Below are 22,814 nucleotides of genomic sequence, written 5' to 3'. Positions count from 1 at the left end.
GCCTCAGGCGGATGCCACGATTTTTCAAAGGAAATTTTTCGAGCTTGCTCGAAAAAAACCGGGCGCAAATACGCCAATGCGTATTTGATTAAAGGAGTTATATGTTAAATGTCACCGAGAAAACAGGTTCAAGAGGAATTATCACGTGAAAAAATAATGGATGTGGCTCATGAACTATTTGTTCAGAAAGGCTATCAACATGTTTCCATGCGTCAGATTGCAAAGGAATTAAACTATAGCCATGGCGCAATCTATTATCATTTTAAAAATAAAGCTGATTTATTTTATGCAATGGTTGTTCAGGATTTTGAATTACTTAACGATGTATTAAATCAAATTATCACTCAGGACCTGGCGCGAGACGAGAAAGTGAAAAAGATTTTATTAGGGTATATTGAATTTGGGCTTACCCATAAAAGCCAATATGAGTTAATGTTTCTAATTAATGATGAAGAGGTAAAAAGCTGTATTCAACAGGAGCCACTTGAAAGCTATGGAATGTTTGCAAATGCCATTTCGAAATTAACCAACCAGAAAGCAAGTATTCAGGATATCTGGTCGCTTTTCTTATCGATCCATGGTTTTGTTACACATTATTGTCGAAGCAACCAAACCTATGACAATGTAAAAAAATTGGCTCAATCTCATGTTGAATATATCTTAAAGCCAATATTGGACGGGAAAGTGTAAAATACTTTCCCTTTGTGAAGGAATTATTTTTTGCATCTTATTGACCATTGGTTAATAAATATAATAAGAGGAGATGATTTTATGAAAAAGGCTTTAGTATTAGGTGCTTCAGGTGGAATGGGTTATGCAATTGTTGAAGAGTTAGTGGAAAGAGGGATTGAGGTAATTGCTTTTGCAAGAACCAAGGAGAAATTAGAGAATCTTTTTAACAACAGTGATAAAGTGAAAATCGTTACGGGAGATGTATTTAGAAAGACAGATCTAATAAATGCGGCAAAAGGTACTGATGTTATTTTTCATGCGGTCAATATACCTTATAGTGAATGGTATGAAAAACAGCCAACTCTAATGAGAAATGTCGTCGAAGCAGCAGAATCGGCAAATTGTAAGCTTGCGATTGTTGATAATATTTATGCTTATGGTCGTGGAAATGGAAGTAAAGTGAATGAAGAGTATTCAAAAAATCCTCATACAAAAAAAGGGAAAATTAGGGTGGAGCTTGGGAAAATAGCTTTTCAGGCAAATATCCCAGTTCTTAATGTGCACTTTCCGGACTTTTATGGACCAAATGCAGCTAATGCCATGCTGACTTACACATTTAATAAAATGGTTCAAAACAAAAAGGCCATGTTCGTTGGTAACCAACAAAATGCTCGGGAGTATATATATACACCAGATGGGGCAAAAGCAATAGTCGAGCTTGCCTTACATGATAAGGCATATGGACAAAGTTGGAATATTCCAGCAGCAGGAGTGATTTCTGGTGAAAAAGTCATAAGCATTGCAGACGGTCATATAAATTATCAAAAGTCCGTTTCGACTGTAACAAAGGGTATGATTCAATTTTTAGGCATTTTTGATAAACAAATGAGAGAGGTTGTAGAGATGCTGTATTTAACAGAGGATCCGGTGGTATTAGATGGATCAAAATATGAGCAGGAAATCGGTCCTTTACCAGCAACACCTTATGAAGAAGGTATAAAAAGAACCTTGGATTACATGAGGGTAAATAACTAAAAAGCATTGAAAAAGACAGAACAACATGGTAAGATGTTATTGTTCTGTCTTTTTTTAGATCGAATAAATAAATGCGTTCATTATACCCTATTATAAGTTTATAACAATTTTTTATGTTTGTCAACTATTCATTTTCAGGGGTAGAGAAGAAAAGTTCACGTATACGAGGAGTGGTGTTCATGGAGAAGCAAAATAAAGACTGGATTCAGGAACAAGACAGACTTGAAGATGTGTTGGAGGTCATTGAAAGTAAGAAAGCAACCATCGAATCGAAGGTGGGAAACTTTAAAGGTGAAATTGTCGACCTTCGAAATACGTTTTGGGAAGATGTAACTGTCAATCTTGATGAACCTGATGATGTCATTGAAACATTTCAAAGCATTAAACAGCAGTCCGAGCTATTAGGTGAACGTGAAAGAAATCATCGGCAGATTTATAAACAGATAAAAATACTTGAAAGACTAGAGGTATCACCTTATTTTGGTCGATTTGATTTTGCCGAAAATGGAGAGCCAAGTGAAGAGAAAATTTATATTGGAATTGCATCATTACTTGATGAAAACGAAGAAGAATTTTTAATCTTTGATTGGAGAGCCCCCATCTCAAGTATGTACTATGATTATTATCCGGGTCCAGCGAAGTATGATACCCAATTTGAAACGATTGAAGGAGAAATGACATTAAAACGGCAATATATCATTAAAAATGGAAAGCTGAAAAGCATGTTCGATACAGGGGTTACAATCGGGGACGAAATGCTACAAGAGGTACTTGGCAATAATGCCAACACACAAATGAAGAGCATTGTGGCAACGATTCAACGTGAACAGAATAAAATTATTCGAAACGAAAAAAGCCGTTATTTAATTGTACAGGGTGTTGCTGGTTCGGGCAAAACATCAGCTGCCTTACAGCGTGTTGCTTATTTACTATATCGTTATCGTGAACAGCTTAGCTCCAATAGTATAATGCTTTTTTCACCAAATCCCCTTTTTAATAGCTATGTAGCGACCGTTCTTCCAGAGCTTGGGGAAGAAAATATGCAACAATCAACATTTCAGGAATACGTAGAACATCGCTTAGGAGGTCTATTTAATGTAGAGGATCCATTTTCACAAATGGAATACTTGTTAACAGAGATGGATCAACCTGATTATGATGTAAGACTCCAAGCGATTCACTACAAAGCAAGCCTAGAATTTAAGGAACTCATTCATTCATATGTAAAAGAACTTGGAGAAAAAGGTCTTCTTTTTAAAGACATTGAGTTTAAAAAGAAAAAAATCATTTCAAAGGAATCGATTGGGGAGTATTTCTACTCATTGGATCCGACCATTTCAATTCCAAATCGACTTATGAAGGTTACAGAGTGGCTAATAAAAGAAGTGATCAAAATCGAGCGAAAAGAACGAAAGAAAGATTGGGTTCTTCAGGAAGCTGAACTGATGGATAAGGAGGACCATCTTGAAATTTTTAAACAATTGCAGAAAAAGCAGGAGTTCTCTGAGGATACTTTTGATGATTATGAACGTGAGGAGAAATTAATCGCTAAGGAAATTATCAGGAAGCATTTTAAACCAATCAAAGCCACTATTAAAAAGCTTGAATACCTTGATTGTAAAGGAATCTACAAGCAATTATTTACACATACGAAAGAGCAAGTGCTACCGGATAAATGGAGTGAAATTTGTTCGTATACAACTAAAAAATTGGATCAAAATCACTTGATTTATGAGGATGCTACTCCTTTTCTTTTTTTACAGGATTTAATTGAGGGAAAAAAATCAAATACAAGTATTCGCCACTTATTCATCGATGAGGCTCAGGATTATTCACCATTCCAATTTGAATATTTGAAGAAGTTGTTTCCGAATTGTCGCATGACGATACTTGGGGACTACAATCAAGCGATCTATGCACATTCGATGAATGCACCAACTCTTCTTTCTCCTGAGCTCTATGAGGAAGATAAATCAGAAGTCATTCAATTGAAGAAAAGCTATCGTTCCACAAAGGAGATTGTTGATTTTTCAAAAGGAATTGTGGCTGGTGGTAATGAAATTCAAGCCTTTAACCGTTCTGGAGCACTTCCTCTATTCAAAGAAGTGGAGACGAAAGAGGAACTTCACAAAGAAGTTCTAACTAAAATTAAGGATCTTCAAATAAAGGGACATGAAACGATTGCAGTGATTTGCAAAACGGAAGCAGAGAGCAAGGAAGCTTTTAATGCATTGAAAAATGAAGTGCCTGTTCGGTTAATGAATCAGGAGACCTATCAATTTGATAAAGGTGTTCTCGTTTTGCCAACATATTTAGCAAAAGGAATCGAGTTTGACGCAGTTATTATATATAACGCTTCAAATGAAATGTATGGAAGAGAATATGAAAGAAAGCTTTTTTATACAGCCTGTACACGTGCTATGCACGAACTCCAGCTATTTTCGATTGGGCACAGAAGCTTTTTCTTTGATGGAATTGATAAGGAAAAATATATAGAAGTGTAAAAACCGAGTCAGCGTATGCTGGCTCTTTAATTTTGTCCAGCTACAGCGCCTAGCCCCTCAGGTTATTTGCTAGTCGGACTTGCACAGGACAAGGAAGGCTTCGACAGTATAAACATCGCACGAATAAAATGCTCCGCATTTTCGAGGAAGTGCTGACATCGACGTTTGCCACAGGACGTGGCAGTAGTTAGTCGATGTTCCTTTTTCAAGGCGCTTCGCATTTGGAATTTGGATATTATTTACTTGAAAAAACTACGCACAGATGGCTAAAAATAAGGAAAAACATTATACATTTTGGAGGTAAAAAAGATGACAACAAATTGCTTTTATTGCCAAGATGCTTTCGAAAATGAAAGATTTCACTTATGTCGCGTTTGTGAATGTTGAAGGAGAGAGTGAAGAAACTTTATGTAAAGCCTGCTACCAGGAGTGGCTAGCGGGGACTAGAGAATAACGGAAATAAGTTGGAGGCTCCTTTATTCCCCGCGCTTTGTTATAATTTTCTTATCTAATTTGAAAAGGTGGGAGAGTTTTGAAAAGATGTGGCTGGGTGAATGAGGATCCTCTTTATATTGACTATCATGATCATGAATGGGGTGTCCCCGTATACGATGACCGTTTGCTCTTTGAATATTTGAATTTAGAAGGAGCACAGGCTGGGCTTAGCTGGTACACCATATTGAAAAAGCGTGAAAATTATCGGAGGGCATTTGACAATTTTGAGCCAGCAAAAATCATTACATACGATGAAAAGAAAATAGAAGAGCTTTTATCAAATGAAGGAATTGTTCGAAATCGCCTAAAAGTCAACGCAGTCGTCACAAACGCAAAAGCATATTTTCATGTCGTTGAGGAATTTGGAAGTTTTCATACATATATTTGGTCCTTTGTGGATGGGAGACCGATTAAAAATCATTTTAAAAGCTTAGATGAAGTACCAGCGACAACGGAAATTAGTGACCGGTTAAGCAAAGATTTAAAAAAGCGCGGGTTTAAATTTGTCGGCTCGACAATTTGTTATGCATTTATGCAAGCAACAGGGATGGTAAACGACCATATTATGAGCTGTCAATGTTATCATCGTACATAAAAAAAGGGGCTCCATTCAATGGATGCCCCTGATTACTTAGATGATGGGATTGTCTTCATCTTCCTCATCATACAGATACCCCATTTCTTGTTCTCTGGTAGCCAATGTATTTGTGAGATCATGCCAGCCCGTATACCCAAATACGGTGTCAAGAAGTCTTTCAAATCGACTCATAATTTTTCACCTCTTTTTTGGACTAGTTTGTCCGTTTACTTAAATAGTATGTATAGCCTATGGAAGTTTCGCATTATCACCATAACTTCACTATAATAAAATAGTTAGGAGGTTCAACATGGATAGAAAGATTGGTTTTATTGGCTGTGGAAAAATGGCTCAAGCGATGATTCAGGGGATGATCGCTTCCAAGGTCGCAACTCCACAGCAGATAATCGTAAGTGCAAAAACGGAGGAAACCCTTCAATTCGTGGAAAAAGCATATGAAATTAAAGCAACTCTAAACAACAGAGAGGTTGCAGAAAGTGTAGATTATTTGTTTTTAGCTGTTAAACCTAATTTGTATGCTGAAGTAATAAACGAGGTTAAAGAAGTTGTCAAAGATAATACCATAATCATTACAATCGCTGCTGGGATTACTCTTGATTTTATACAACAACAATTTCAAAGACCAATGAAGACAGTACGCTCAATGCCAAATACACCTTCATTAGTCGGAGAAGGGATGAGTGCTCTTTGCGTCAACTCGTATGTGACGACTGAAGATTTATCTGAAATTGTCCGTCTGTTTGAAGGATTTGGAAAGGCTGAGGTCATCAATGAACAGCTTATGGATGCCATTCCTGCAGTGAGTGGTTCGTCCCCGGCTTATGCTTATTTGTTTATTGAAGCGTTAGCTGATGGTGCTGTTATGCAAGGGATTCCTAGAAAACAAGCGTACAAGCTTGCAGCACAAGCTCTACTAGGAGCAGCAAAAATGGTCTTAGAAACCGATAAACACCCCGGCGAACTCAAAGACGATGTCTGCACCCCAGGTGGCGCAACCATCCAAGCAGTCGCTACCCTTGAAAAACAAGGCTTCCGTGCAAGCATATTCGCAGCGATGGAAAGCTGCACTCAAAAATCAAAACAACTGGGACCATAGGGACGGTTCTTGTGGTTCCAATAAACAATAAAATCTGCAATCAATTTACTCTGATTGCAGATTTTTTAGTTGATTTGTTCTTTATAAAGAATGTATAATAAAAATATAACAAATATTACATAAAATGTAACAAATATAAGTTTCTTGACGTCTAATAAGGTGAAAAAGGTTACCTCCTTCTTTTCGTAAAACTTCAACTTTCACTACAATTTTGCTTCTATTCTACATTATCTTAGTCTATTTCCCATATAAGAGAAGGCAATTGAAGAACTTGCAGTAAATTGGAATATATTCTGTTTTCTTTAATAAAATTCCTAGTAAGTTCTTTTGTTAACCATTTTTAATATTTGTAACTTTGTCCACCAACAATTAAATTATGGGAGAGAGTAATTTGAAGAAAACAACATTGCCATTATTATTAGGAGTATTATTGATGAGTGGGTGTAGTCTCATCGAGAAAAAAGAAGCAGTGAGTGTGGAGTTACATCATGTTGCAGCTGCTGAAACGATTGAAACTAAGCAAGTGATGGACACACGTGAGATTTCCATCATAGATCCACGTGATAATAGTGTCGTCGAAGTTTTGAACCGAGATGAGTTCCAAAATGAAGAAGTCTTTAAAGAGAAAGCAATACAATTAGCAAGTGATTTAGCAGCGACGATTGACCGCCCAATGAAACCAGTAAAGCTTAGTGCTAGTGGAGAATTGCAGGGTGGGGAAAGTCAAATGATTTTAAAAGAAGATGAGCTTGTTACTAGAATACTAGATGATTCTATTTTTAATAAACAAGTCGTTCTTCCAATTGAGGAAACCAATCCAAATGTTACACAGGATCAAGTTCAAGGCATTAATGATGTTGTCCTTGGGACCTTTACAACCTATTTCGACCCATCTGTAACGGGAAGAAACTTTAATATATCAAAGTCAGCAAATGAAGTGAACGATGTAGTGTTAGGACCTGGCGATCGTTTTTCTTTTAACAATGTGGTTGGAAATGGATCAAAGGAAAATGGATATGCGCTAGCGACCGTTATTGTCAATCAGGAATTTGTCCCAGGGTATGGGGGAGGAATATGCCAAACTTCAAGTACTCTTTATAACGCAGTTGCAAAAGCCGGTCTTGAAATCATCCAGCTTCATCACCACTCAAAACCTGTAGGATATGTTCCACTAGGCCAAGATGCAACAGTTGCTTACCCTTATTTGGACTTTAAGTTTGCGAATAACCGTCCATATCCAGTTGTTTTGAAAACAACTGTAAACGCTAGTTCAATTACAGTCGAAGTTCGTTCTGCAGCAAATTATGTATCTAACTAAAAACGTCATATAGGAGGTCAGCGCTGCTGGCCTTTTTTTCTGTATAATATTGATAGATTCAACTTTAATCAGAGGGGGTTAAACCCCTTATTATTATATGGTCGTTAAAAAAATTCAAAAAAATAACACCTCACCTGAGAGCAACTCAGGCAAGAGGTGTACAAAAACATTATCCAATCACATTAACAACAGGTTCAACGGTTACTTCAACATTGCCCCTGAGTGTTTGTGAAATGAAGCAAGCTTTTTCTGCACGATGAGCAAGTTGAATCATCTTTTCTTGTAACTCATCATCTGCTTGTTTTACAAAAATAACTGGTTTATGAACAATTTTTTCGAAGATTAGGCGCTTTCCATCTTTGCCCACTGTTCCTTCCGTTTCAACCTCAAGATGAGTGTATTCAAGATCACGATTTGACAGAATGGTCGCAAGGGTAATCATATAGCAATTTGTGGAGGCAGCAATTAAAAATTCCTCAGGATTTGCGCCAATTCCTGGTCCATCAAGTTGCTTTGGAGCCGAAACTACTGTTTCCAGTCCACCTGTCGTAATCGTACCTTCGCCATTTCTATTTCCGGTCCAAGTACCTTTGACTGTAAAGAACTCATTTTATTCATTCCCCTCATCTATGTTCTAACATTCTACTTTTATTATATGCACAAAAAATGGAAACACGAAAGGGATTTAACTGAAAATAACGAATACCTAATCCATATCTATAATCTAATTTACAGAATAAAATAGACGTAAAAGGAGGATAAGGTGATGACTTGTACGGATTTTACATTTTTAACCGATGATGGTGTCACGATCTTTTGTAAAAAGTGGGAAGGTGAAAGCCAAGCAATATCAAAAGGAATCGTTCAAATAGCTCATGGTATGGCCGAGCATATTGAACGCTATGATATATTTGCAAAGGCACTCACTGAAGAAGGCTATATCGTTTATGGAAATGATCATCGTGGCCACGGAAAAACAGGTGCAAACGTAAACCTGATGGGGTTTTTTACAGATGAAAATGGGTTTGAACGAGTGGTTGAAGATATGCTTAAGCTAACAGATCTAATTAAAAAAAGTCATCCCAACGTGCCGATTTTTCTATTCGGACACAGCATGGGCTCCTTTTTATCACGGAGATACATACAAACACATGGTAATCAATTATCAGGCGTAATATTATCGGGAACAGGAGGAGACCCAGGGTTCATTGGAAAGGTCGGACTTGGAATTGCCAAGCTTGAAATAAAACGTAAAGGAAAGAAAACCAAGAGTCCGCTTATGAACAAGCTTACGTTTGGTAGCTACAATAAAGCCTTCAGTCCAAATCGAACTGAATTTGATTGGCTTTCAAGGGATGACAAAGAAGTAGACAAGTATATCAATGACCCACTTTGTGGTGGTATTTTCACAGCGGGCTTCTTTTATGACCTTGTTGATGGAGTAGCAAAAGTTAATAACCTTAGCACGAATAAAAATATTCCTCAAAAGTTACCGATGTACTTTATAGCAGGGGACAAGGATCCGGTCGGTAACAATTCAAAAGGAGTTCTCCAAGCAGCAGATATGTACAAAAAAATAGGAATCAAGGATGTAACAGTCCAACTATATGAAAATAGCCGACATGAAATCCTAAATGAACTGAACAAAGAGGATGTTTTCTATGATGTTGTCAATTGGTTAAATATGCACAAATAAAAAAGGGGTCTCAAAGGCTTTCGCCTCTGAAACACCTTAAAAAGGAGATATTATAGGGATACGCGGTGGATGCGCTTAAAACCTATAGACTAGATTCAAATAAAGGAAACTCCTACAATGATTAATAGGACAAATAATACTACAACTAACGTAAAGGTCATGCTGATGTTGCTGTGGCCATCAAAGCTCATAAATAGCACCTCCTTCATATAAAAGTTACTTTATGTTATGAAAGAATATTGAATCCGTAATGGACAAACATGGAGAAAACAAAAAAAAAGGTTCAACCCTAGATACGTAAGGAGGAACCTTTTTTTGTAATCATAAATTTCCTAATCGATAGATTGCGTGTGCGTAAAGAGCAGTTGCTTTTAATAAGTCATCGATTTCAATGTATTCGTTCTTTTGGTGAGCGGTCATAGGTTTACCTGGGAATACGGCCCCAAAGGCAACCCCATTTTTCATAAAGCGTGCATATGTAGCGCCACCTGTTGTTAAGAGAGTTGGCTCGTCACCTGTTTCTGCTTCATACACCTCCTGGAGGAGCTTAATCATCGGAGAATCCTTTGGAACATGATGTGGTTCTTTAGTGGTAATGGAAGTAATCTTAAAGCTATAGGATTCTACAGTTTTTGTTAAATTTTCGATTGTGTTTTCATAATTTGTCTCAACTGGGCATCGAATATTTAAGTGAATCTCAGCAATTACGTCTTTCTTAAATGTAAAGATCCCAGCATTCACGGTAAGAGGACCAGAAATATCATCTGAAAAATCTATTCCAAAACCTTCACCTTTGAATTGGTTATAGAGCGTTTTGTATATGAATTGTATGTATTGATTGGCGCTTTCTTCAAACGAATATTGCTGTAGGAATGCAGCTAAAAGAAGTGCAGCATTAACCCCTTTATGAGGTTCCATTCCATGTGCTGAAGTCCCAACTAACTTAAGCATTGTTTGATTTCCATCTTGTGAATAGGAATATACGACTCCTATTTCCTTGCAAAACTTCAAAAATTGCGGAACGAGTGTATCGTTCTGACCACTGATTATCGCCTCGGCTACGTCTGGCACCATATTTCCTTTTTCACCTGCAACAAAGGAGAGGAGAGATAGATCTCCATTTTCACTGGTTGACACATTTTGTAGTCCTAGCTTTACATTGATTTGTCCTTTTTCTGCATGAATGATGGGAAAATCCGCATCAGGTGCAAAGCCAGCTAATGGCGCTTTTTCAACTTCAACATATTTTTTCATACAGCTCATGCCACTTTCTTCATCGGTTCCAAAGATCAAGCGAATATTATGTTTTAAAGGTAGACCAAGCTCTTTCACGATCTTGAGTCCATAATAAGCAGCGATCGTTGGGCCTTTATCATCGATGGCGCCCCTTGCATATAATTTTCCATCATGAATCGTTGGTTCAAATTGAGGTGTCTCCCAATCGCCAGTTGCAGGAACAACATCCAGGTGACAAAGGATCCCAATGTAATCCTCGGCTTTAGCGGGGCTATACTCTGCATACCCTACCATTCCCTCAATATTAGTTGTCTTGAATCCAGCAAACTCTGTGATTGAAAGCATGGTTTCCAACACCTCGCCAATTTTATCACCCATTGGCCGCTTTTTCGTTGCACTTTCAAGATCTTTAACACTTTCAATCTTTAAGATAGTTTGTAAATCCCAGATTAGGTCATCTTTTCTCTTCAATACTTCATCATAAAAGTTCATCTTGTCACCTCAAACAGATTTTTCGTTGCCAAAATTATATCAAAAAACACCATCCTCTACATAATAGGGATGGTGCTGTTACCCAACTTCTTTTTCCTTGAGACGAATTTTAAGAGTATGAAATAAGAAATGTAAAAGCATATATAAGCAATAGGTAAATAGAATGAGCAAACCGACAAAGTCTAAATGTAAAAGTTTAAATACGAGACTCACTCCGGTAGCGATATATAGACCAGCTAAAAAATGCCGTACCTGTTTATTTTCATATACATTCGTAACCCTTGCGCCGAGCTGACCTCCAACAAGTGCACCTACAATCAGGCTTCCGATTACTCCATAATCAAGCTCGACGGTTGATGCATAGGTTGTAAAACCTGCCACAACAATCATGAATACACTAAGCAGGCTTGTACCAACTGCATATTTTGGTTGGTAAGCAAGTACAGTCATTAATAATGGAACAATAATAAAGCCACCGCCTACTCCTAATACAGTTGAAATAAAGCCGGCGAATAATCCGATTAATACAATTTTTATATAAGCATGTTTCGTTTTCCGAATTTGTTGTTCATTGCTAGGAGATTTGCTTACAAGTATTGATATTGAAAAATATAAGGTAAGTGCTAAATACATCAATGGAATGACAGTATTTTCTAGGTTGTATTGTCCAAGGAAAATAACAAATGGGTGTGCAAGCTGAGTGGCAACAACCCCACTTATTCCGATAATAATGGAGGTCTCCCATTTAATATGTTTCAGTCGAAAATGTGCCCCCACTCCAGAAAGTGAGGTAGCAACTGTATACAATAAGCTTGTAGCGATTGCGATAACTGGAGAAAAGCCCATTAGGATTAGCGTTGGTGTAAGAATAAACCCACCGCCAATACCAAAAAAGCCGGACATTACTCCAATACAAAGGCCTAATATGACGTAAATAAGTAAGTCCTGCAAAGGCAAACTCCTTTCCTTAGTCACTTCTACTTGTATTAGATTATACAGGAAAAAAGCAATTTCCGCATGTGTACTAGGCCTAAGCTTTGAAAAATTGGGCCGATAGATTTTCAAAAATAGGTGGGATATCTAAGAAAGGTGCCTCACACATGATTTTTTCATTTGTTAGCGGATGTTCCAAACTTATACGAGCTGCATGTAGCGCCTGTCGAGGAACAATCGGTTGTCCACCATATAAGAGATCTCCAACAAGCGGGTGGCCTAGATGGCTCATATGTACACGGATTTGATGAGTGCGGCCTGTTAAAAGCTCAAGCTCAACAAAGGACATTTTTTTATTCGCCAATGTTTGAAGGACTTTAAATTTCGTAATCGCTTTTTGCCCTGTCGGAGACACTCTCCTGCGAGTTGGGTGATGACGATCTCGACCAATAGCTGCATCGATTGTTCCCTTTTTCTGTTTGATGACTCCGTGTACCAAGGCAAGATAGGTTCGTTTGATTTCCCGTTTTTCCAGTCTGCGGTCTAAAATCGCAGAAGCGAGTTTATCCTTTGCAAAAATGACCGCACCGGTTGTATCCTGATCAAGTCGATGGATATGACGTACCTTTGTTTGAACACCGTTTACTTGGAAATGGTAGGCAACAGCATTTGCAAGTGTACCAAGCTGGCCCTCATCGTTCGGATGTGTATCCATTCCAGGTGGTTTGTTCGCGATTAATAGATGCTCATCTTCAAATAAAATTTGTAGGTCTGGGACATACTCTGGCACGACTCCAAAATCCTCTTCAATAAAAAGATGGACCTGTAGTTTATCATTGTGTGTGAGGGGGCTGTTCCATGGCCTGGCTTCCCCTTTAAGCTTCACACCTTTTTCCATACGTAATTGATGTAGCATTTGCTTTGGCATCGACCATACATTCTTAAGTACCTCTTCAATGGTCATACCTTCCCAATCACGAGGAACCGTCACCTCGAACCATTCTCCAAATCTTTTTGTTAACATATGATAACCTCTTTTTAACGAAATATTGTTTGGTGATCGATGAAGCCCACTTTGACCGAAAAATGAGCTCGAAATGTACTTCATATCCTTTTGTGGTCCGTTCATCTTTTACCATTATGTTGCTATTTTAAAAGTATATCCAATCCACAAAGTGAATGAAAGAGAAAGGTGGTTATGGAGGAAAGACTTACCGTACCAAAAACAAAGAAACCTATGTTATTCTAGTCTTATTACTATGGAGTTACAAGGGTGGGTTTTACATTGAAAATTTTAGTAGCATCAACTCCGGAACAGGAACATCATATTACGGAGCTAATAGACTATATGTATTCTTCTATTTTCCCAACTTACTTTAAAGATGAGTATATTGGAAAATTCGAAAAATGGAATGTGTTAGCGCCAAAAGAGGAAGACGTCTACTATAATCGAACATTGGATAAGGCTTTTAAAGTCATATCAGGCCTTCAAGCGCTTATTGCAGTTCTGGAAACGATTCGAGAAGAAGGATACCAGGAATACCATGGGGAAATTTTTGCAAAGAATGTGCAAATTTTAAATGATTATGGTTATTTGTTTCCGTTCACCATTGAAGAATTTCAAAGTGAGAACAAAGAAGTGTTAAGTAAATATTCAAAACCAGCAAATCAGTATTTGGCATAATACATAAAGGCAACGGCAGCCTTTACTAGAAAAGCGCAATGCGCCTGCATATCGGCGAAAAGCATAAGACGAGCGCTGACAGAAGGTGTATTTTACCTCCCGAAGCGATTGGCTAGACCATAGAGCCGATGGCGCCTGAAGCAAGACAAGGACAAAAAATCCCTGCTCAAAATGTAGAGCAGGGATTTTCTATTATTTTGAACTTGCCATTGCACCTTCGAACCATTTTTTATATTCATTATGGTCTGGATTGTACCCGACCATACGTGAAACTTCCTTACCATTTTCAAAATGAATTAAGGTCGGTGTATATTCGATGCCATAATCTTTCCAGCCATCTTCAAACTCTAGGAGATTGAATTTCTTCAAATCAAGACCCATTTCATCAACCATTGGAATGATTACCGGAGTAGTATTTTGACAGTGTACGCATGTTGGACTATAGAAATAAACAGTCATAGTTTCGCCATTTTCTAATTTTGTTTCTAATTCGTCAGGTAAAATTTGATTTTGGTAGTTTGGATCATCTAGCTGATTAAGTGTTGCAGGATCTAAGTTGTCCTTCCCGTAAGGATTTCCTTCAGCTTTTTGCTTGTTTTGTGTTGTTGTAACAAACGCAAGCCCACCAAAAAGAACAACGATAATTGCTGTAAAAATGACAATTTTTTTCAAATCTATTTCCCTTCTTTCAACTTTTTTAATGTAATAAAGCTAGCAATTGCAATGATTGTAAAACCTATTAAAGCCAAAAACGGTATTGTTATAAAGCCAAACCAGTTTATATATTGGCCTGTACAAGGCACGATTCCACATGCAAGTGAGTTCTCACCAACTGCAGGGACCTTTTGAACAAGGTAATGGTAAATTGAGATTGAGCCACCGATGATAGAAAGAATGAATGTATAGAGCGCGATGGAGTAGTTCTTTTTAGCAATAGCGATTCCCAAAATGATAACGAGAGGGTACATAAAAATTCGCTGGTACCAGCATAAATCACAGGGTACGAATTTTTGGATTTCTGAAAAATATAGACTACCAAGCGTGGATATTAATGCGGCAGCGAAAGCAATAAATAAATACATCTCCAGCATCTTTTCATTTGTTTTAGAGTTCATCGAATCCCTCATTCCACATAAGTATACTCACCAATTATATTATCACGGCTGACGATTGTAAAATGTAAAATCTTGAAGTGAAGATATTGTGAACAAAATGTGTCCATTGTTAAGAGGGGAAAATGGACATTGCTTAATAATTCCTTATAATAGTAGGTGGAATTAGATAAACCAGGAGATGATGAATTGATTAAAGCAGTTATTTTTGATTTTGATGGATTAATTTATGATACAGAAACAAATGAATACAATGTGTTAAATGAAATCTTTCAAGAGCATGGTTCTGAGCTTCCTATGTCTGTGTGGGGAAAGGTGATTGGAACGCAAGCGGGATTCAATGCCTTTACATTTTTAGAAGAGCAAATTGGGACAAAGGTTGACCATGAGGAATTAACAAAGATAAGACGGGACCGGTTTAATGAGCGCATGAAGAACGAAGGAGCATTACCTGGTGTCGAGGAGTATCTCTCAGCTGCAAAGAAAGCAGGACTAAAAATCGGACTAGCATCAAGCTCCACTTACGATTGGGTTTCTAATCATCTAAAAAATCTGTGCTTATTTGATTATTTTGAGTGCATTCGGACTTCAGATGACGTTGAAAAGGTAAAACCAGACCCAACTTTATACTTAGAAGCAGCGAAATGCTTGGGTGTGTCTCCAGAAGAATGTCTTGTCTTTGAAGACTCTGCAAATGGTGCTCTAGCAGCGAAACGTGCAGGAATGTACTGTGTAATTGTACCGAATCAAGTAACAAAGGATCTAGATTTCTGTGAGGTCGATGATCGATTAGAATCAATGGCAGCTGTTCAGTTACAGAAATTAATAGAGAAAATTGACATTAAATAGTATTCGATAAAACATCACTTTTTTTATGAAGTGGTGTTTTTTATTTTTTGAAAAAGACTAAGTTAGCATATAGATAAAGAATTTTTGAATTTTGTTCTCTACTGCTTTTTTCCTAAATAAGATGTACAAGGATTAAAAAAGAGGAGGAAGATGAAATGAAAAAATTAATTAACCAACCTGAAGCTGTTGTTAGCGAAATGCTAGAGGGATTTGTATTAGCTCATCCAAAACATGTAAAGCAAGTTCCGAATACCTCGGTTATTGTTCGAGCAAATTCACCAATTCAAGGGAAAGTAGGGTTAGTAAGCGGAGGTGGAAGCGGGCATGAACCATCACATGGAGGTTTTGTTGGAACCGGTATGCTTGATGGTGCAGTAGCCGGTGAGGTTTTTACGTCTCCAACTCCAGATCAAGTATTTGAAGCTATTAAAGCTGTAGACGGTGGAAAAGGGGTCCTCTTAATTATTAAAAATTATACAGGAGACGTATTAAATTTTGAAATGGCAGCTGAGCTTGCAGAGGCAGATGGTATACAGGTTGCAAAAGTGATTGTTAATGATGATGTGGCAGTTGAAAATTCAACATACACCACTGGAAGACGTGGGATTGCAGGAACTGTATTTGTTCATAAAATCACAGGAGCAATGGCGGAAACTGGGGCATCACTTGAGGAAGTAGAGGCGGTAGCAAACAAGGTAATCGAAAATGTAAGATCAATGGGTATGGCCTTATCACCTTGTACCATTCCCGCTGCAGGAAAGCCTGGTTTTTCAATTGGCGAAACAGAGATGGAAATTGGAATGGGAATACATGGTGAACCAGGAATTGAACGTGGTGATATAAAAACAGCAAATGAAGTGACTGAAATTTTACTAGATAAGGTACTTGAAGACATGCAACTATCAAAAAATGAAAAGGTTGCAGTCATGATTAATGGATTAGGTGCTACACCATTAATGGAGCTTTATATTTTAAATAAAAGAATCGCAAAAATATTACAAGAGAAGGAAGTTGAGGTATATGAGACGTTTGTAGGAGAATATATGACTTCTCTCGAAATGGCAGGTTGCTCTATAACACTCCTTAAATTAGATGACCAATTAACTGAATTACTTAATGCAGACGCAGATACAGTTGCTTTTAAGAGATAAGTATATTTAAACAAGGAATGTGAGGGGATACGATGGAGTTTGGTGTAGAACAAACTAGGAAATGGATGGAGGAGCTTAATAAAAAAATCCAAGAACAAAAAGTATATCTAACAGACCTCGATCAAGCAATTGGAGATGGAGACCATGGATTAAACATGGCAAGAGGCTTTCAACAGGTTGTTATGAAAATATCAACAACAGATTATCAAGATTTAGGAGCTATATGTAAGGATATCGGGATGACACTTCTATCAAAGGTAGGAGGTGCATCTGGACCTCTATACGGTACGGTATTTTTAAAAGCGGCTAATACGCTACAAGGCAAGAAATCGGTCACCCTACCCGAATTTGCAGATGCACTTTCTGCCTCACTTGAAGGAATTAAGGTTCGAGGGAAAGCGAACGTTGGTGATAAAACAATGGTAGATGTCTGGGAGCCAGTTGTAGAGCAAATGAAAACTACGGTTGACTGGGATGCAATTCTCTCTGTTGCAAAATCAAGTATGGAAGGAACTGGGCAGCTCGAGGCTAAGAAAGGGCGGGCGGCCTACTTAGGCAAACGTTCCATTGGCCACCTAGATCCTGGTGCTGTTTCTTCCTTTTTCTTTTTTGAAAAATTAGCAGAGGCATGGAAGGGGAGAGTCATGGATGAGTAATGTAGGAATTGTGGTCATTTCACATAGCTTCGAGCTAGTTAAAGGACTACAAGCATTATTACGACAAGTTCAGCCAGCTGTTCCTGTTGCAATTGCAGGCGGAACTGAGGATGGTAGGATCGGAACCGATGTTTTTGCCATAAAAGAGGCCATTGAGCTTGTCTATTCTGAAAAAGGAGTGGTCCTCTTTTTCGACCTTGGAAGCGCACTTCTTAATGCTGAAATGGCCCTTGAATTATTAGGAAATAGAGAAAATATAAAACTAGTAGATGCTCCAATTGTTGAAGGTTCCTTTGTTGCAGTGGTTGAATCAGGCTGCGGTAGCACCTTAGATGAGGTACAACGTGCCGCGGAGGGAGTAAGGGGTCTAAATAAACTCAATCTGGAATAAACGTAATATTGGCGTTTATACGTTAAATCCTTGTAGGAGTGATATTCAATGATTGAGAAAGAGGTAACCGTTACAATTAAGGATGGTTTACATGCTAGGCCAGCTGGAGAATTGGTTCAAAATCTTAGCAGATTTACAAGTAATGTAGAAATTCAGCTTAAAAATAGATCCTATAATGCAAAGAGTATTTTAGGATTAATGGGTGCTGGAATTCGGGAAGGACAAAGAATTACAGTTAGAGTAGAAGGGCCAGACGAACAGGAAGCATTTGAATGGCTAGAGAAATTCATTTGATTCGCTTAAGGTTTCTAAAAAATTCAAATAAATGACAAATGTTAGACATGTATTAAATGGAACCGTCATATGTTGTAGTAAGTTAATAAAAGTGACGGAGAGCTGGAGAACCACGATGAACACCTATCAATAGGTTAGATTTGTCGTGGTTTTTTTAGGGGGAATTCAGCTATTTTTTACATCTTTATCCTTTTAACATAGCTATTGCAATTATTCAGTGCCCAAGCTTTTATTAACCTAAAATTTAAACGCTTACAAAAGGAGGGGCAATTCGATGACAGCTTTTATGGGTGAATTAATTGGTACGATGATTCTCGTAATCCTTGGGTGTGGTGTTGTAGCTGGTGTGGTTTTAAACAAAACCAAATCAAATGCCGGTGGATGGGTAGTTATTACCTTTGCTTGGGGGCTAGCAGTTGCAATGGCGGTTTATGCAGTGGGACAATTTAGTGGTGCTCACTTAAATCCAGCAGTAACCTTTGGTTTAGCTTTTACGGGTGCATTCTCATGGGCGGATGTACCTGCTTACATCGCAGCTCAAATGATAGGTGCAATCATTGGTGCAGCAATCGTGTTTGCTCACTATTTGCCACACTGGAAGGCTACTAGTGACCAAGGAGCAAAATTAGCAGTATTCTCAACAGATCCTGCCATTCCTCACAATTTTTCTAATCTAATTAGTGAAATCGTAGGTACTTTCGTGCTAGTGATGGGTATCTTAGCAATTGGTGCAAACGAGTTTACAGAAGGTCTTAATCCTTTAATTGTTGGATTGTTAATTGTCGTAATTGGTATGTCACTAGGGGGTACTACAGGGTATGCGATCAACCCTGCACGTGACTTAGGGCCGAGAATTGCTCACTTCTTATTGCCTATCCCAGGAAAAGGAAGCTCCAATTGGGGTTATTCATGGATTCCTGTCGTCGGGCCAATACTTGGTGGATCCTTTGGTGGTCTATTTTACAAGGCAGTATTTGAGGGTGTTTTACTAAGTGCATTTTGGTATGTATTAATTGCAATGGTTGTGGTTCTAATCCTTGCGTATGTAGGTAGCAAAAAACAAGCAAGCGTGTTTTAATTTTAAGTAAGAATAAAATTGTATGTGAAGAGGGGGCAATACTGTGGAAAAATTCATTCTTTCGTTAGACCAAGGCACCACAAGTTCACGAGCCATTTTGTTTAATCAGCAAGGAGAAATTGTACATGTCGCTCAAAAGGAATTTACTCAATTTTTTCCGAAGCCAGGCTGGGTAGAACATAATGCGAATGAAATTTGGGGTTCGATTTTAGCAGTCATGGCATCTGTTTTATCTGAATCAAATGTAAAAGCTGAGCAGGTTGCAGGAATTGGGATTACTAACCAACGTGAAACCACGGTTGTGTGGGATAAAGAAACAGGTCAGCCTGTGTATAACGCAATCGTTTGGCAATCCCGTCAAACAGCCGGCATTTGTGAAGAGTTAAAAGCAGATGGATTAAACGATACATTCCGTGAAAAAACAGGTCTCTTAATCGATGCTTATTTCTCTGGAACAAAAGTAAAATGGATTTTAGACAATGTCGAAGGTGCACGAGAAAAAGCCGAAGCAGGCGAGCTTCTCTTTGGAACGATTGATACTTGGCTTATTTGGAAGCTTTCCGGTGGAAATGCGCATGTAACCGATTACTCCAATGCCTCACGAACATTGATGTATAACATTTATGATTTAAAATGGGATGATGAGTTATTAGAGCACTTAACTGTACCTAAGTCCATGCTACCAGAGGTACGCCCATCTTCAGAAGTATATGCAAACACGGTTGATTACCATTTCTTTGGCCAAGAGGTACCAATTGCAGGTGCAGCTGGAGACCAACAGGCGGCTCTTTTTGGGCAAGCATGCTACGATGAGGGTATGGTTAAGAACACATATGGTACGGGTTGCTTCATGTTAATGAATACGGGAGAAAAAGCAGTGCCCTCCAATCACGGGTTGTTAACCACAATCGCTTGGGGCTTGAACGGAAAAGTTGAATACGCTTTAGAAGGAAGTATTTTCGTCGCTGGCTCTGCGATTCAATGGCTACGTGACGGGCTCCGCATGTTTAAGGACGCAAAGGATAGTGAAGGGTATGCTACTAAGGTTGAATCAACAGATGGTGTCTACGTTGTTCCAGCCTTCGTAGGACTTGGGGCACCTTATTGGGATAGTGATGTAAGGGGGGCTGTATTTGGTATCACTCGTGGAACCTCAAAAGAGCATTTTGTGCGGGCAACCTTAGAATCATTAGCATTCCAAACAAAGGATGTCTTAACAGCAATGGAGGCTGACTCGGGAATTTCACTGAAAACATTACGTGTAGACGGTGGGGCAGTTAAAAATAACTTCCTCATGGATTTCCAAAGTGGAATTTTAGGAGTACCGGTTGAACGTCCAGTAATTAACGAAACAACAGCGTTGGGAGCAGCATATCTAGCAGGCTTAGCTGTTGGATATTGGAAGGATCAATCGGAAATCTCGACTCAATGGGCAATCGACCAATCTTTTGAACCAACTATGGGTGACGAGCAACGCGAGGAATTATACGGCGGCTGGAAAAAGGCAGTACAGGCAGCTATGGAATTCAAATGATAAGCATGTTATTATATAGATAAGTTAATAATTCGGTAGGAGATTAGGGAGAGACCGCAGGAGCATTGGCACTATGTGCAATGTCTTTTGTGGTCTCTTTTTTCTACCTCTTTTAAGGAGTGGGGACAAATGACAAAGTTTTCAAGCATCGATAGACATTCGATTTTAGCGGACATGGAAAATGAAGTTTATGACTTATTTATTATTGGAGGAGGAATCACCGGTGCAGGAATTGCACTTGATGCTTCAACCCGTGGCCTCAAAACAGCCCTTGTTGAAATGCAGGACTTTGCAGCCGGAACATCAAGCCGTTCAACAAAGCTCGTGCATGGTGGACTTCGTTATTTGAAGCAATTTGAAGTTGGCCTAGTTGCTGAAGTAGGGAAAGAAAGAGCAATTGTCTATGAAAATGGTCCACATGTAACAACTCCAGAATGGATGCTGTTGCCACTTCATGAGGGAGGTACCTTTGGAAAGTTTTCAACATCGATCGGCCTTCGTGTTTACGATTTTTTAGCAGGAGTGAAAAAGTCAGAAAGAAGGTCCATGCTAACGGCTGAACAAACATTGGCGAAAGAGCCCCTCATTAAAAAGGACGGTCTTAAAGGTGGCGGCTACTATGTTGAATATCGGACAGATGATGCTCGCCTAACGATTGAGGTCATGAAAAAAGCTATCGAAAAAGGGACGAACGCAGTCAACTATGCGAAGGTAGAATCCTTTATTTATGAAAATGAAAAGGTCAAGGGAGTAAATGTAGTCGACCAATTGACAGGAAGAAATTATAAAATTTTTGCGAAGAAAATTATTAATGCAACAGGACCATGGGTTGATAAAATGCGTGAAGCCGACAAGTCCAAAAAAGGCAAAGTGTTAAGGCTCACTAAAGGTGTCCATATCGTGATCGACCAATCCAAGTTCCCGTTAGAACAAGCCGTTTACTATGATACCCAGGATGGACGGATGGTGTTCGCGATCCCGCGTGATGGAAAGACATACGTCGGAACAACCGATACTTTTTATGACAAGGATACTGCACACCCTACCGTCACAGCTGAAGACAGGGAATATTTGATTAATACAATTAACTACATGTTTCCAACTGTAAAAGCAAAGGACTCCGATATCGAGTCAAGCTGGGCTGGAGTACGTCCACTGATTTATGAAGAAGGAAAGGACCCTTCTGAAATTTCACGTAAGGATGAAATCTGGGTTTCTGATTCAGGTTTAATCACAATTGCTGGTGGAAAATTAACCGGATACCGCAAAATGGCCGAAACAATAGTAGACAAAGTCGGAAAGCTTTTGGAGGAAGAAGGTTTTACTGGGCTTAAACCGTGTCAAACAAAGGATATGGCTATTTCAGGGGGTAGCGTTGGCGGTTCGAAAAAGTATCTCGGGTTTGTTGCTAAAAAAGTGGAGCAGTTAATTCAAGAGTTCCAGATTTCTCATGAAGATGCAGAAAAACTAACACGATTATATGGTTCAAACATCGATATAGTAATAGGGATTATGGCGGAATCTAAAAATAAAGTAAACGAAGCCGGCCTTCCACTTCCTATACTTGCATCCATTGAATATGGAATCCAGTATGAAATGGTCACAAAACCAATCGATTTCCTCATTCGCCGAACTGGGGCAATGTTCTTCAATATTGATTGGGTCAACCAATGGAAGCAACAGATCGTTGCGTATATGGCCGAGAAGTTAAACTGGAATGAAGATGAAAAACATCGCTATGAAGTTGAGGTCGAAGCATATATCAAAGACGCAACTGAGCCAAGTAGGGAGGATATGTAATGTGTCAAACAGACGGAGGGATCCGTCTGTTTTTTTATGGTCTGGGGCAGTAAATCGTACACTTTTCCTAAATGAAAAAGTCAAGGAGGCACGAAAGCGTTTGTATCGTGCCCTTTTGCCATGAGACTATAGCAAAAGGGAAACGCAAGCGTCTGAATCGTGCCCGATAGCCAAGAGATCAAAGCAAAAG

The 22,814-nt window shown here is 38.7% G+C and carries 24 protein-coding genes; 16 read left to right on the top strand and 8 right to left on the bottom strand.

Going from position 1 to position 22,814, the window contains the following annotated elements:
• The first annotated feature begins 108 nt into the window (after positions 1-108).
• The 4 genes from V7097_RS20205 to V7097_RS20190 all read left to right on the top strand — a co-directional run bounded on the left by V7097_RS20205 (position 109) and on the right by V7097_RS20190 (position 5,301).
• Positions 109-690: a TetR/AcrR family transcriptional regulator gene (locus V7097_RS20205; RefSeq protein WP_335705452.1), complete on the top strand. Its 582-nt coding sequence runs from the start codon at positions 109-111 to the stop codon at positions 688-690.
• A gap of 81 nt (positions 691-771) precedes the next feature.
• A complete protein-coding gene (locus tag V7097_RS20200; protein ID WP_335705451.1) occupies positions 772-1,707 on the top strand; it encodes an SDR family NAD(P)-dependent oxidoreductase in 936 nt (311 codons plus the stop codon).
• Between the two features lie 179 nt (positions 1,708-1,886).
• On the top strand, positions 1,887-4,211 hold the full coding sequence (helD, locus tag V7097_RS20195) for an RNA polymerase recycling motor HelD (RefSeq protein ID WP_335705450.1): 2,325 nt from the start codon (positions 1,887-1,889) through the stop codon (positions 4,209-4,211).
• A gap of 532 nt (positions 4,212-4,743) precedes the next feature.
• Positions 4,744-5,301 (top strand): DNA-3-methyladenine glycosylase I, encoded by a 558-nt coding sequence (locus V7097_RS20190; protein WP_335705449.1) that lies wholly within the window; start codon positions 4,744-4,746, stop codon positions 5,299-5,301.
• A gap of 36 nt (positions 5,302-5,337) precedes the next feature.
• Here the strand turns inward: V7097_RS20190 and V7097_RS20185 are convergent, their stop codons facing one another.
• Entirely contained in the window at positions 5,338-5,475 is a 138-nt protein-coding gene (locus tag V7097_RS20185; RefSeq protein WP_335705448.1) for a hypothetical protein, read from the bottom strand.
• A 118-nt stretch (positions 5,476-5,593) separates the two neighbouring features.
• Between V7097_RS20185 and proC the strand changes: the two genes are divergently transcribed.
• Both proC and V7097_RS20175 read left to right on the top strand, forming a co-directional pair.
• Complete coding sequence (gene proC / locus V7097_RS20180; protein WP_335705447.1) at positions 5,594-6,400, top strand: pyrroline-5-carboxylate reductase; 807 nt, start codon at positions 5,594-5,596, stop codon at positions 6,398-6,400.
• 391 nt (positions 6,401-6,791) lie between these two features.
• Positions 6,792-7,718 (top strand): VanW family protein, encoded by a 927-nt coding sequence (locus tag V7097_RS20175; protein WP_335705446.1) that lies wholly within the window; start codon positions 6,792-6,794, stop codon positions 7,716-7,718.
• 169 nt (positions 7,719-7,887) lie between these two features.
• On the opposite strand, the gene V7097_RS20170 is transcribed toward V7097_RS20175, so the two are convergent.
• Entirely contained in the window at positions 7,888-8,211 is a 324-nt protein-coding gene (locus V7097_RS20170) for an OsmC family protein (RefSeq protein ID WP_335705454.1), read from the bottom strand.
• A gap of 273 nt (positions 8,212-8,484) precedes the next feature.
• On the opposite strand from V7097_RS20170, the gene V7097_RS20165 reads away from it, so the two are divergent.
• Complete coding sequence (locus V7097_RS20165; RefSeq protein WP_335705445.1) at positions 8,485-9,414, top strand: alpha/beta hydrolase; 930 nt, start codon at positions 8,485-8,487, stop codon at positions 9,412-9,414.
• A 95-nt stretch (positions 9,415-9,509) separates the two neighbouring features.
• On the opposite strand, the gene V7097_RS20160 is transcribed toward V7097_RS20165, so the two are convergent.
• The 4 genes from V7097_RS20160 to V7097_RS20145 form a co-directional block, all read right to left on the bottom strand.
• A complete protein-coding gene (locus tag V7097_RS20160) occupies positions 9,510-9,605 on the bottom strand; it encodes a YjcZ family sporulation protein (RefSeq protein ID WP_335705444.1) in 96 nt (31 codons plus the stop codon).
• A 130-nt stretch (positions 9,606-9,735) separates the two neighbouring features.
• On the bottom strand, positions 9,736-11,142 hold the full coding sequence (pepV, locus tag V7097_RS20155; protein WP_335705443.1) for a dipeptidase PepV: 1,407 nt from the start codon (positions 11,140-11,142) through the stop codon (positions 9,736-9,738).
• A 78-nt stretch (positions 11,143-11,220) separates the two neighbouring features.
• Positions 11,221-12,093, bottom strand: coding sequence for a sulfite exporter TauE/SafE family protein (locus V7097_RS20150; protein WP_335705442.1), 873 nt, complete (start codon positions 12,091-12,093; stop codon positions 11,221-11,223).
• A gap of 79 nt (positions 12,094-12,172) precedes the next feature.
• On the bottom strand, positions 12,173-13,099 hold the full coding sequence (locus tag V7097_RS20145) for an RluA family pseudouridine synthase (RefSeq protein WP_335705441.1): 927 nt from the start codon (positions 13,097-13,099) through the stop codon (positions 12,173-12,175).
• A 261-nt stretch (positions 13,100-13,360) separates the two neighbouring features.
• Between V7097_RS20145 and V7097_RS20140 the strand changes: the two genes are divergently transcribed.
• Complete coding sequence (locus V7097_RS20140) at positions 13,361-13,759, top strand: DUF5365 family protein (protein WP_335705440.1); 399 nt, start codon at positions 13,361-13,363, stop codon at positions 13,757-13,759.
• A 192-nt stretch (positions 13,760-13,951) separates the two neighbouring features.
• On the opposite strand, the gene V7097_RS20135 is transcribed toward V7097_RS20140, so the two are convergent.
• Positions 13,952-14,431 (bottom strand): thioredoxin family protein, encoded by a 480-nt coding sequence (locus tag V7097_RS20135; protein WP_335705439.1) that lies wholly within the window; start codon positions 14,429-14,431, stop codon positions 13,952-13,954.
• Between the two features lie 2 nt (positions 14,432-14,433).
• Positions 14,434-14,874, bottom strand: coding sequence for a disulfide oxidoreductase (locus tag V7097_RS20130; RefSeq protein ID WP_335705438.1), 441 nt, complete (start codon positions 14,872-14,874; stop codon positions 14,434-14,436).
• Between the two features lie 186 nt (positions 14,875-15,060).
• Here V7097_RS20130 and V7097_RS20125 point away from each other — a divergent pair, with 186 nt between their 5' ends.
• The 8 genes from V7097_RS20125 to V7097_RS20090 all read left to right on the top strand — a co-directional run bounded on the left by V7097_RS20125 (position 15,061) and on the right by V7097_RS20090 (position 22,624).
• The gene (locus V7097_RS20125) at positions 15,061-15,720 is read left to right on the top strand and encodes an HAD family hydrolase (protein ID WP_335705437.1); all 660 of its coding nucleotides are present in this window, start codon (positions 15,061-15,063) and stop codon (positions 15,718-15,720) included.
• Positions 15,721-15,875: 155 nt separating this feature from the next.
• On the top strand, positions 15,876-16,871 hold the full coding sequence (dhaK, locus tag V7097_RS20120; RefSeq protein WP_335705436.1) for a dihydroxyacetone kinase subunit DhaK: 996 nt from the start codon (positions 15,876-15,878) through the stop codon (positions 16,869-16,871).
• Between the two features lie 32 nt (positions 16,872-16,903).
• The gene (gene dhaL / locus V7097_RS20115) at positions 16,904-17,527 is read left to right on the top strand and encodes a dihydroxyacetone kinase subunit DhaL (RefSeq protein ID WP_335705435.1); all 624 of its coding nucleotides are present in this window, start codon (positions 16,904-16,906) and stop codon (positions 17,525-17,527) included.
• Positions 17,520-17,918, top strand: a complete 399-nt coding sequence (dhaM, locus tag V7097_RS20110) for a dihydroxyacetone kinase phosphoryl donor subunit DhaM (protein WP_335705434.1) — start codon at positions 17,520-17,522, stop codon at positions 17,916-17,918. Before dhaL ends, dhaM begins: the two co-directional genes overlap by 8 nt.
• A 48-nt stretch (positions 17,919-17,966) precedes the next feature.
• Entirely contained in the window at positions 17,967-18,212 is a 246-nt protein-coding gene (locus V7097_RS20105; RefSeq protein WP_335705433.1) for an HPr family phosphocarrier protein, read from the top strand.
• Positions 18,213-18,486: 274 nt separating this feature from the next.
• On the top strand, positions 18,487-19,290 hold the full coding sequence (locus V7097_RS20100) for an MIP/aquaporin family protein (RefSeq protein WP_335705432.1): 804 nt from the start codon (positions 18,487-18,489) through the stop codon (positions 19,288-19,290).
• Positions 19,291-19,333: 43 nt separating this feature from the next.
• Positions 19,334-20,824 (top strand): glycerol kinase GlpK, encoded by a 1,491-nt coding sequence (gene glpK, locus V7097_RS20095; protein ID WP_335705431.1) that lies wholly within the window; start codon positions 19,334-19,336, stop codon positions 20,822-20,824.
• Positions 20,825-20,953: 129 nt separating this feature from the next.
• A complete protein-coding gene (locus V7097_RS20090) occupies positions 20,954-22,624 on the top strand; it encodes a glycerol-3-phosphate dehydrogenase/oxidase (RefSeq protein ID WP_438824261.1) in 1,671 nt (556 codons plus the stop codon).
• The last annotated feature ends 190 nt before the right edge of the window (positions 22,625-22,814 follow it).

This window comes from Bacillus sp. JJ1562, assembly GCF_036962705.1.
Classification (GTDB): domain Bacteria; phylum Bacillota; class Bacilli; order Bacillales; family Bacillaceae_L; genus Ferdinandcohnia.
Note: the sequence above shows the minus strand (reverse complement) of the source record. Positions and strands in the feature narration are given on the sequence as shown.

Excerpts from the sequence above, each read along its gene's own strand:
- dhaL (WP_335705435.1), top strand. The coding sequence starts at position 16,904 with ATGGAGTTTGGTGTAGAACAAACTAGGAAATGGATGGAGGAGCTTAAT.
- proC (WP_335705447.1), top strand. The coding sequence starts at position 5,594 with ATGGATAGAAAGATTGGTTTTATTGGCTGTGGAAAAATGGCTCAAGCG.
- V7097_RS20160 (WP_335705444.1), bottom strand. The coding sequence starts at position 9,605 with ATGAGCTTTGATGGCCACAGCAACATCAGCATGACCTTTACGTTAGTT.
- dhaK (WP_335705436.1), top strand. The coding sequence starts at position 15,876 with ATGAAAAAATTAATTAACCAACCTGAAGCTGTTGTTAGCGAAATGCTA.
- V7097_RS20090 (WP_438824261.1), top strand. The coding sequence starts at position 20,954 with ATGACAAAGTTTTCAAGCATCGATAGACATTCGATTTTAGCGGACATG.
- dhaM (WP_335705434.1), top strand. The coding sequence starts at position 17,520 with ATGAGTAATGTAGGAATTGTGGTCATTTCACATAGCTTCGAGCTAGTT.
- V7097_RS20130 (WP_335705438.1), bottom strand. The coding sequence starts at position 14,874 with ATGAACTCTAAAACAAATGAAAAGATGCTGGAGATGTATTTATTTATT.
- V7097_RS20105 (WP_335705433.1), top strand. The coding sequence starts at position 17,967 with ATGATTGAGAAAGAGGTAACCGTTACAATTAAGGATGGTTTACATGCT.
- V7097_RS20205 (WP_335705452.1), top strand. The coding sequence starts at position 109 with ATGTCACCGAGAAAACAGGTTCAAGAGGAATTATCACGTGAAAAAATA.
- helD (WP_335705450.1), top strand. The coding sequence starts at position 1,887 with ATGGAGAAGCAAAATAAAGACTGGATTCAGGAACAAGACAGACTTGAA.
- V7097_RS20165 (WP_335705445.1), top strand. The coding sequence starts at position 8,485 with ATGACTTGTACGGATTTTACATTTTTAACCGATGATGGTGTCACGATC.
- V7097_RS20145 (WP_335705441.1), bottom strand. The coding sequence starts at position 13,099 with ATGTTAACAAAAAGATTTGGAGAATGGTTCGAGGTGACGGTTCCTCGT.
- V7097_RS20200 (WP_335705451.1), top strand. The coding sequence starts at position 772 with ATGAAAAAGGCTTTAGTATTAGGTGCTTCAGGTGGAATGGGTTATGCA.
- pepV (WP_335705443.1), bottom strand. The coding sequence starts at position 11,142 with ATGAACTTTTATGATGAAGTATTGAAGAGAAAAGATGACCTAATCTGG.
- V7097_RS20100 (WP_335705432.1), top strand. The coding sequence starts at position 18,487 with ATGACAGCTTTTATGGGTGAATTAATTGGTACGATGATTCTCGTAATC.
- V7097_RS20185 (WP_335705448.1), bottom strand. The coding sequence starts at position 5,475 with ATGAGTCGATTTGAAAGACTTCTTGACACCGTATTTGGGTATACGGGC.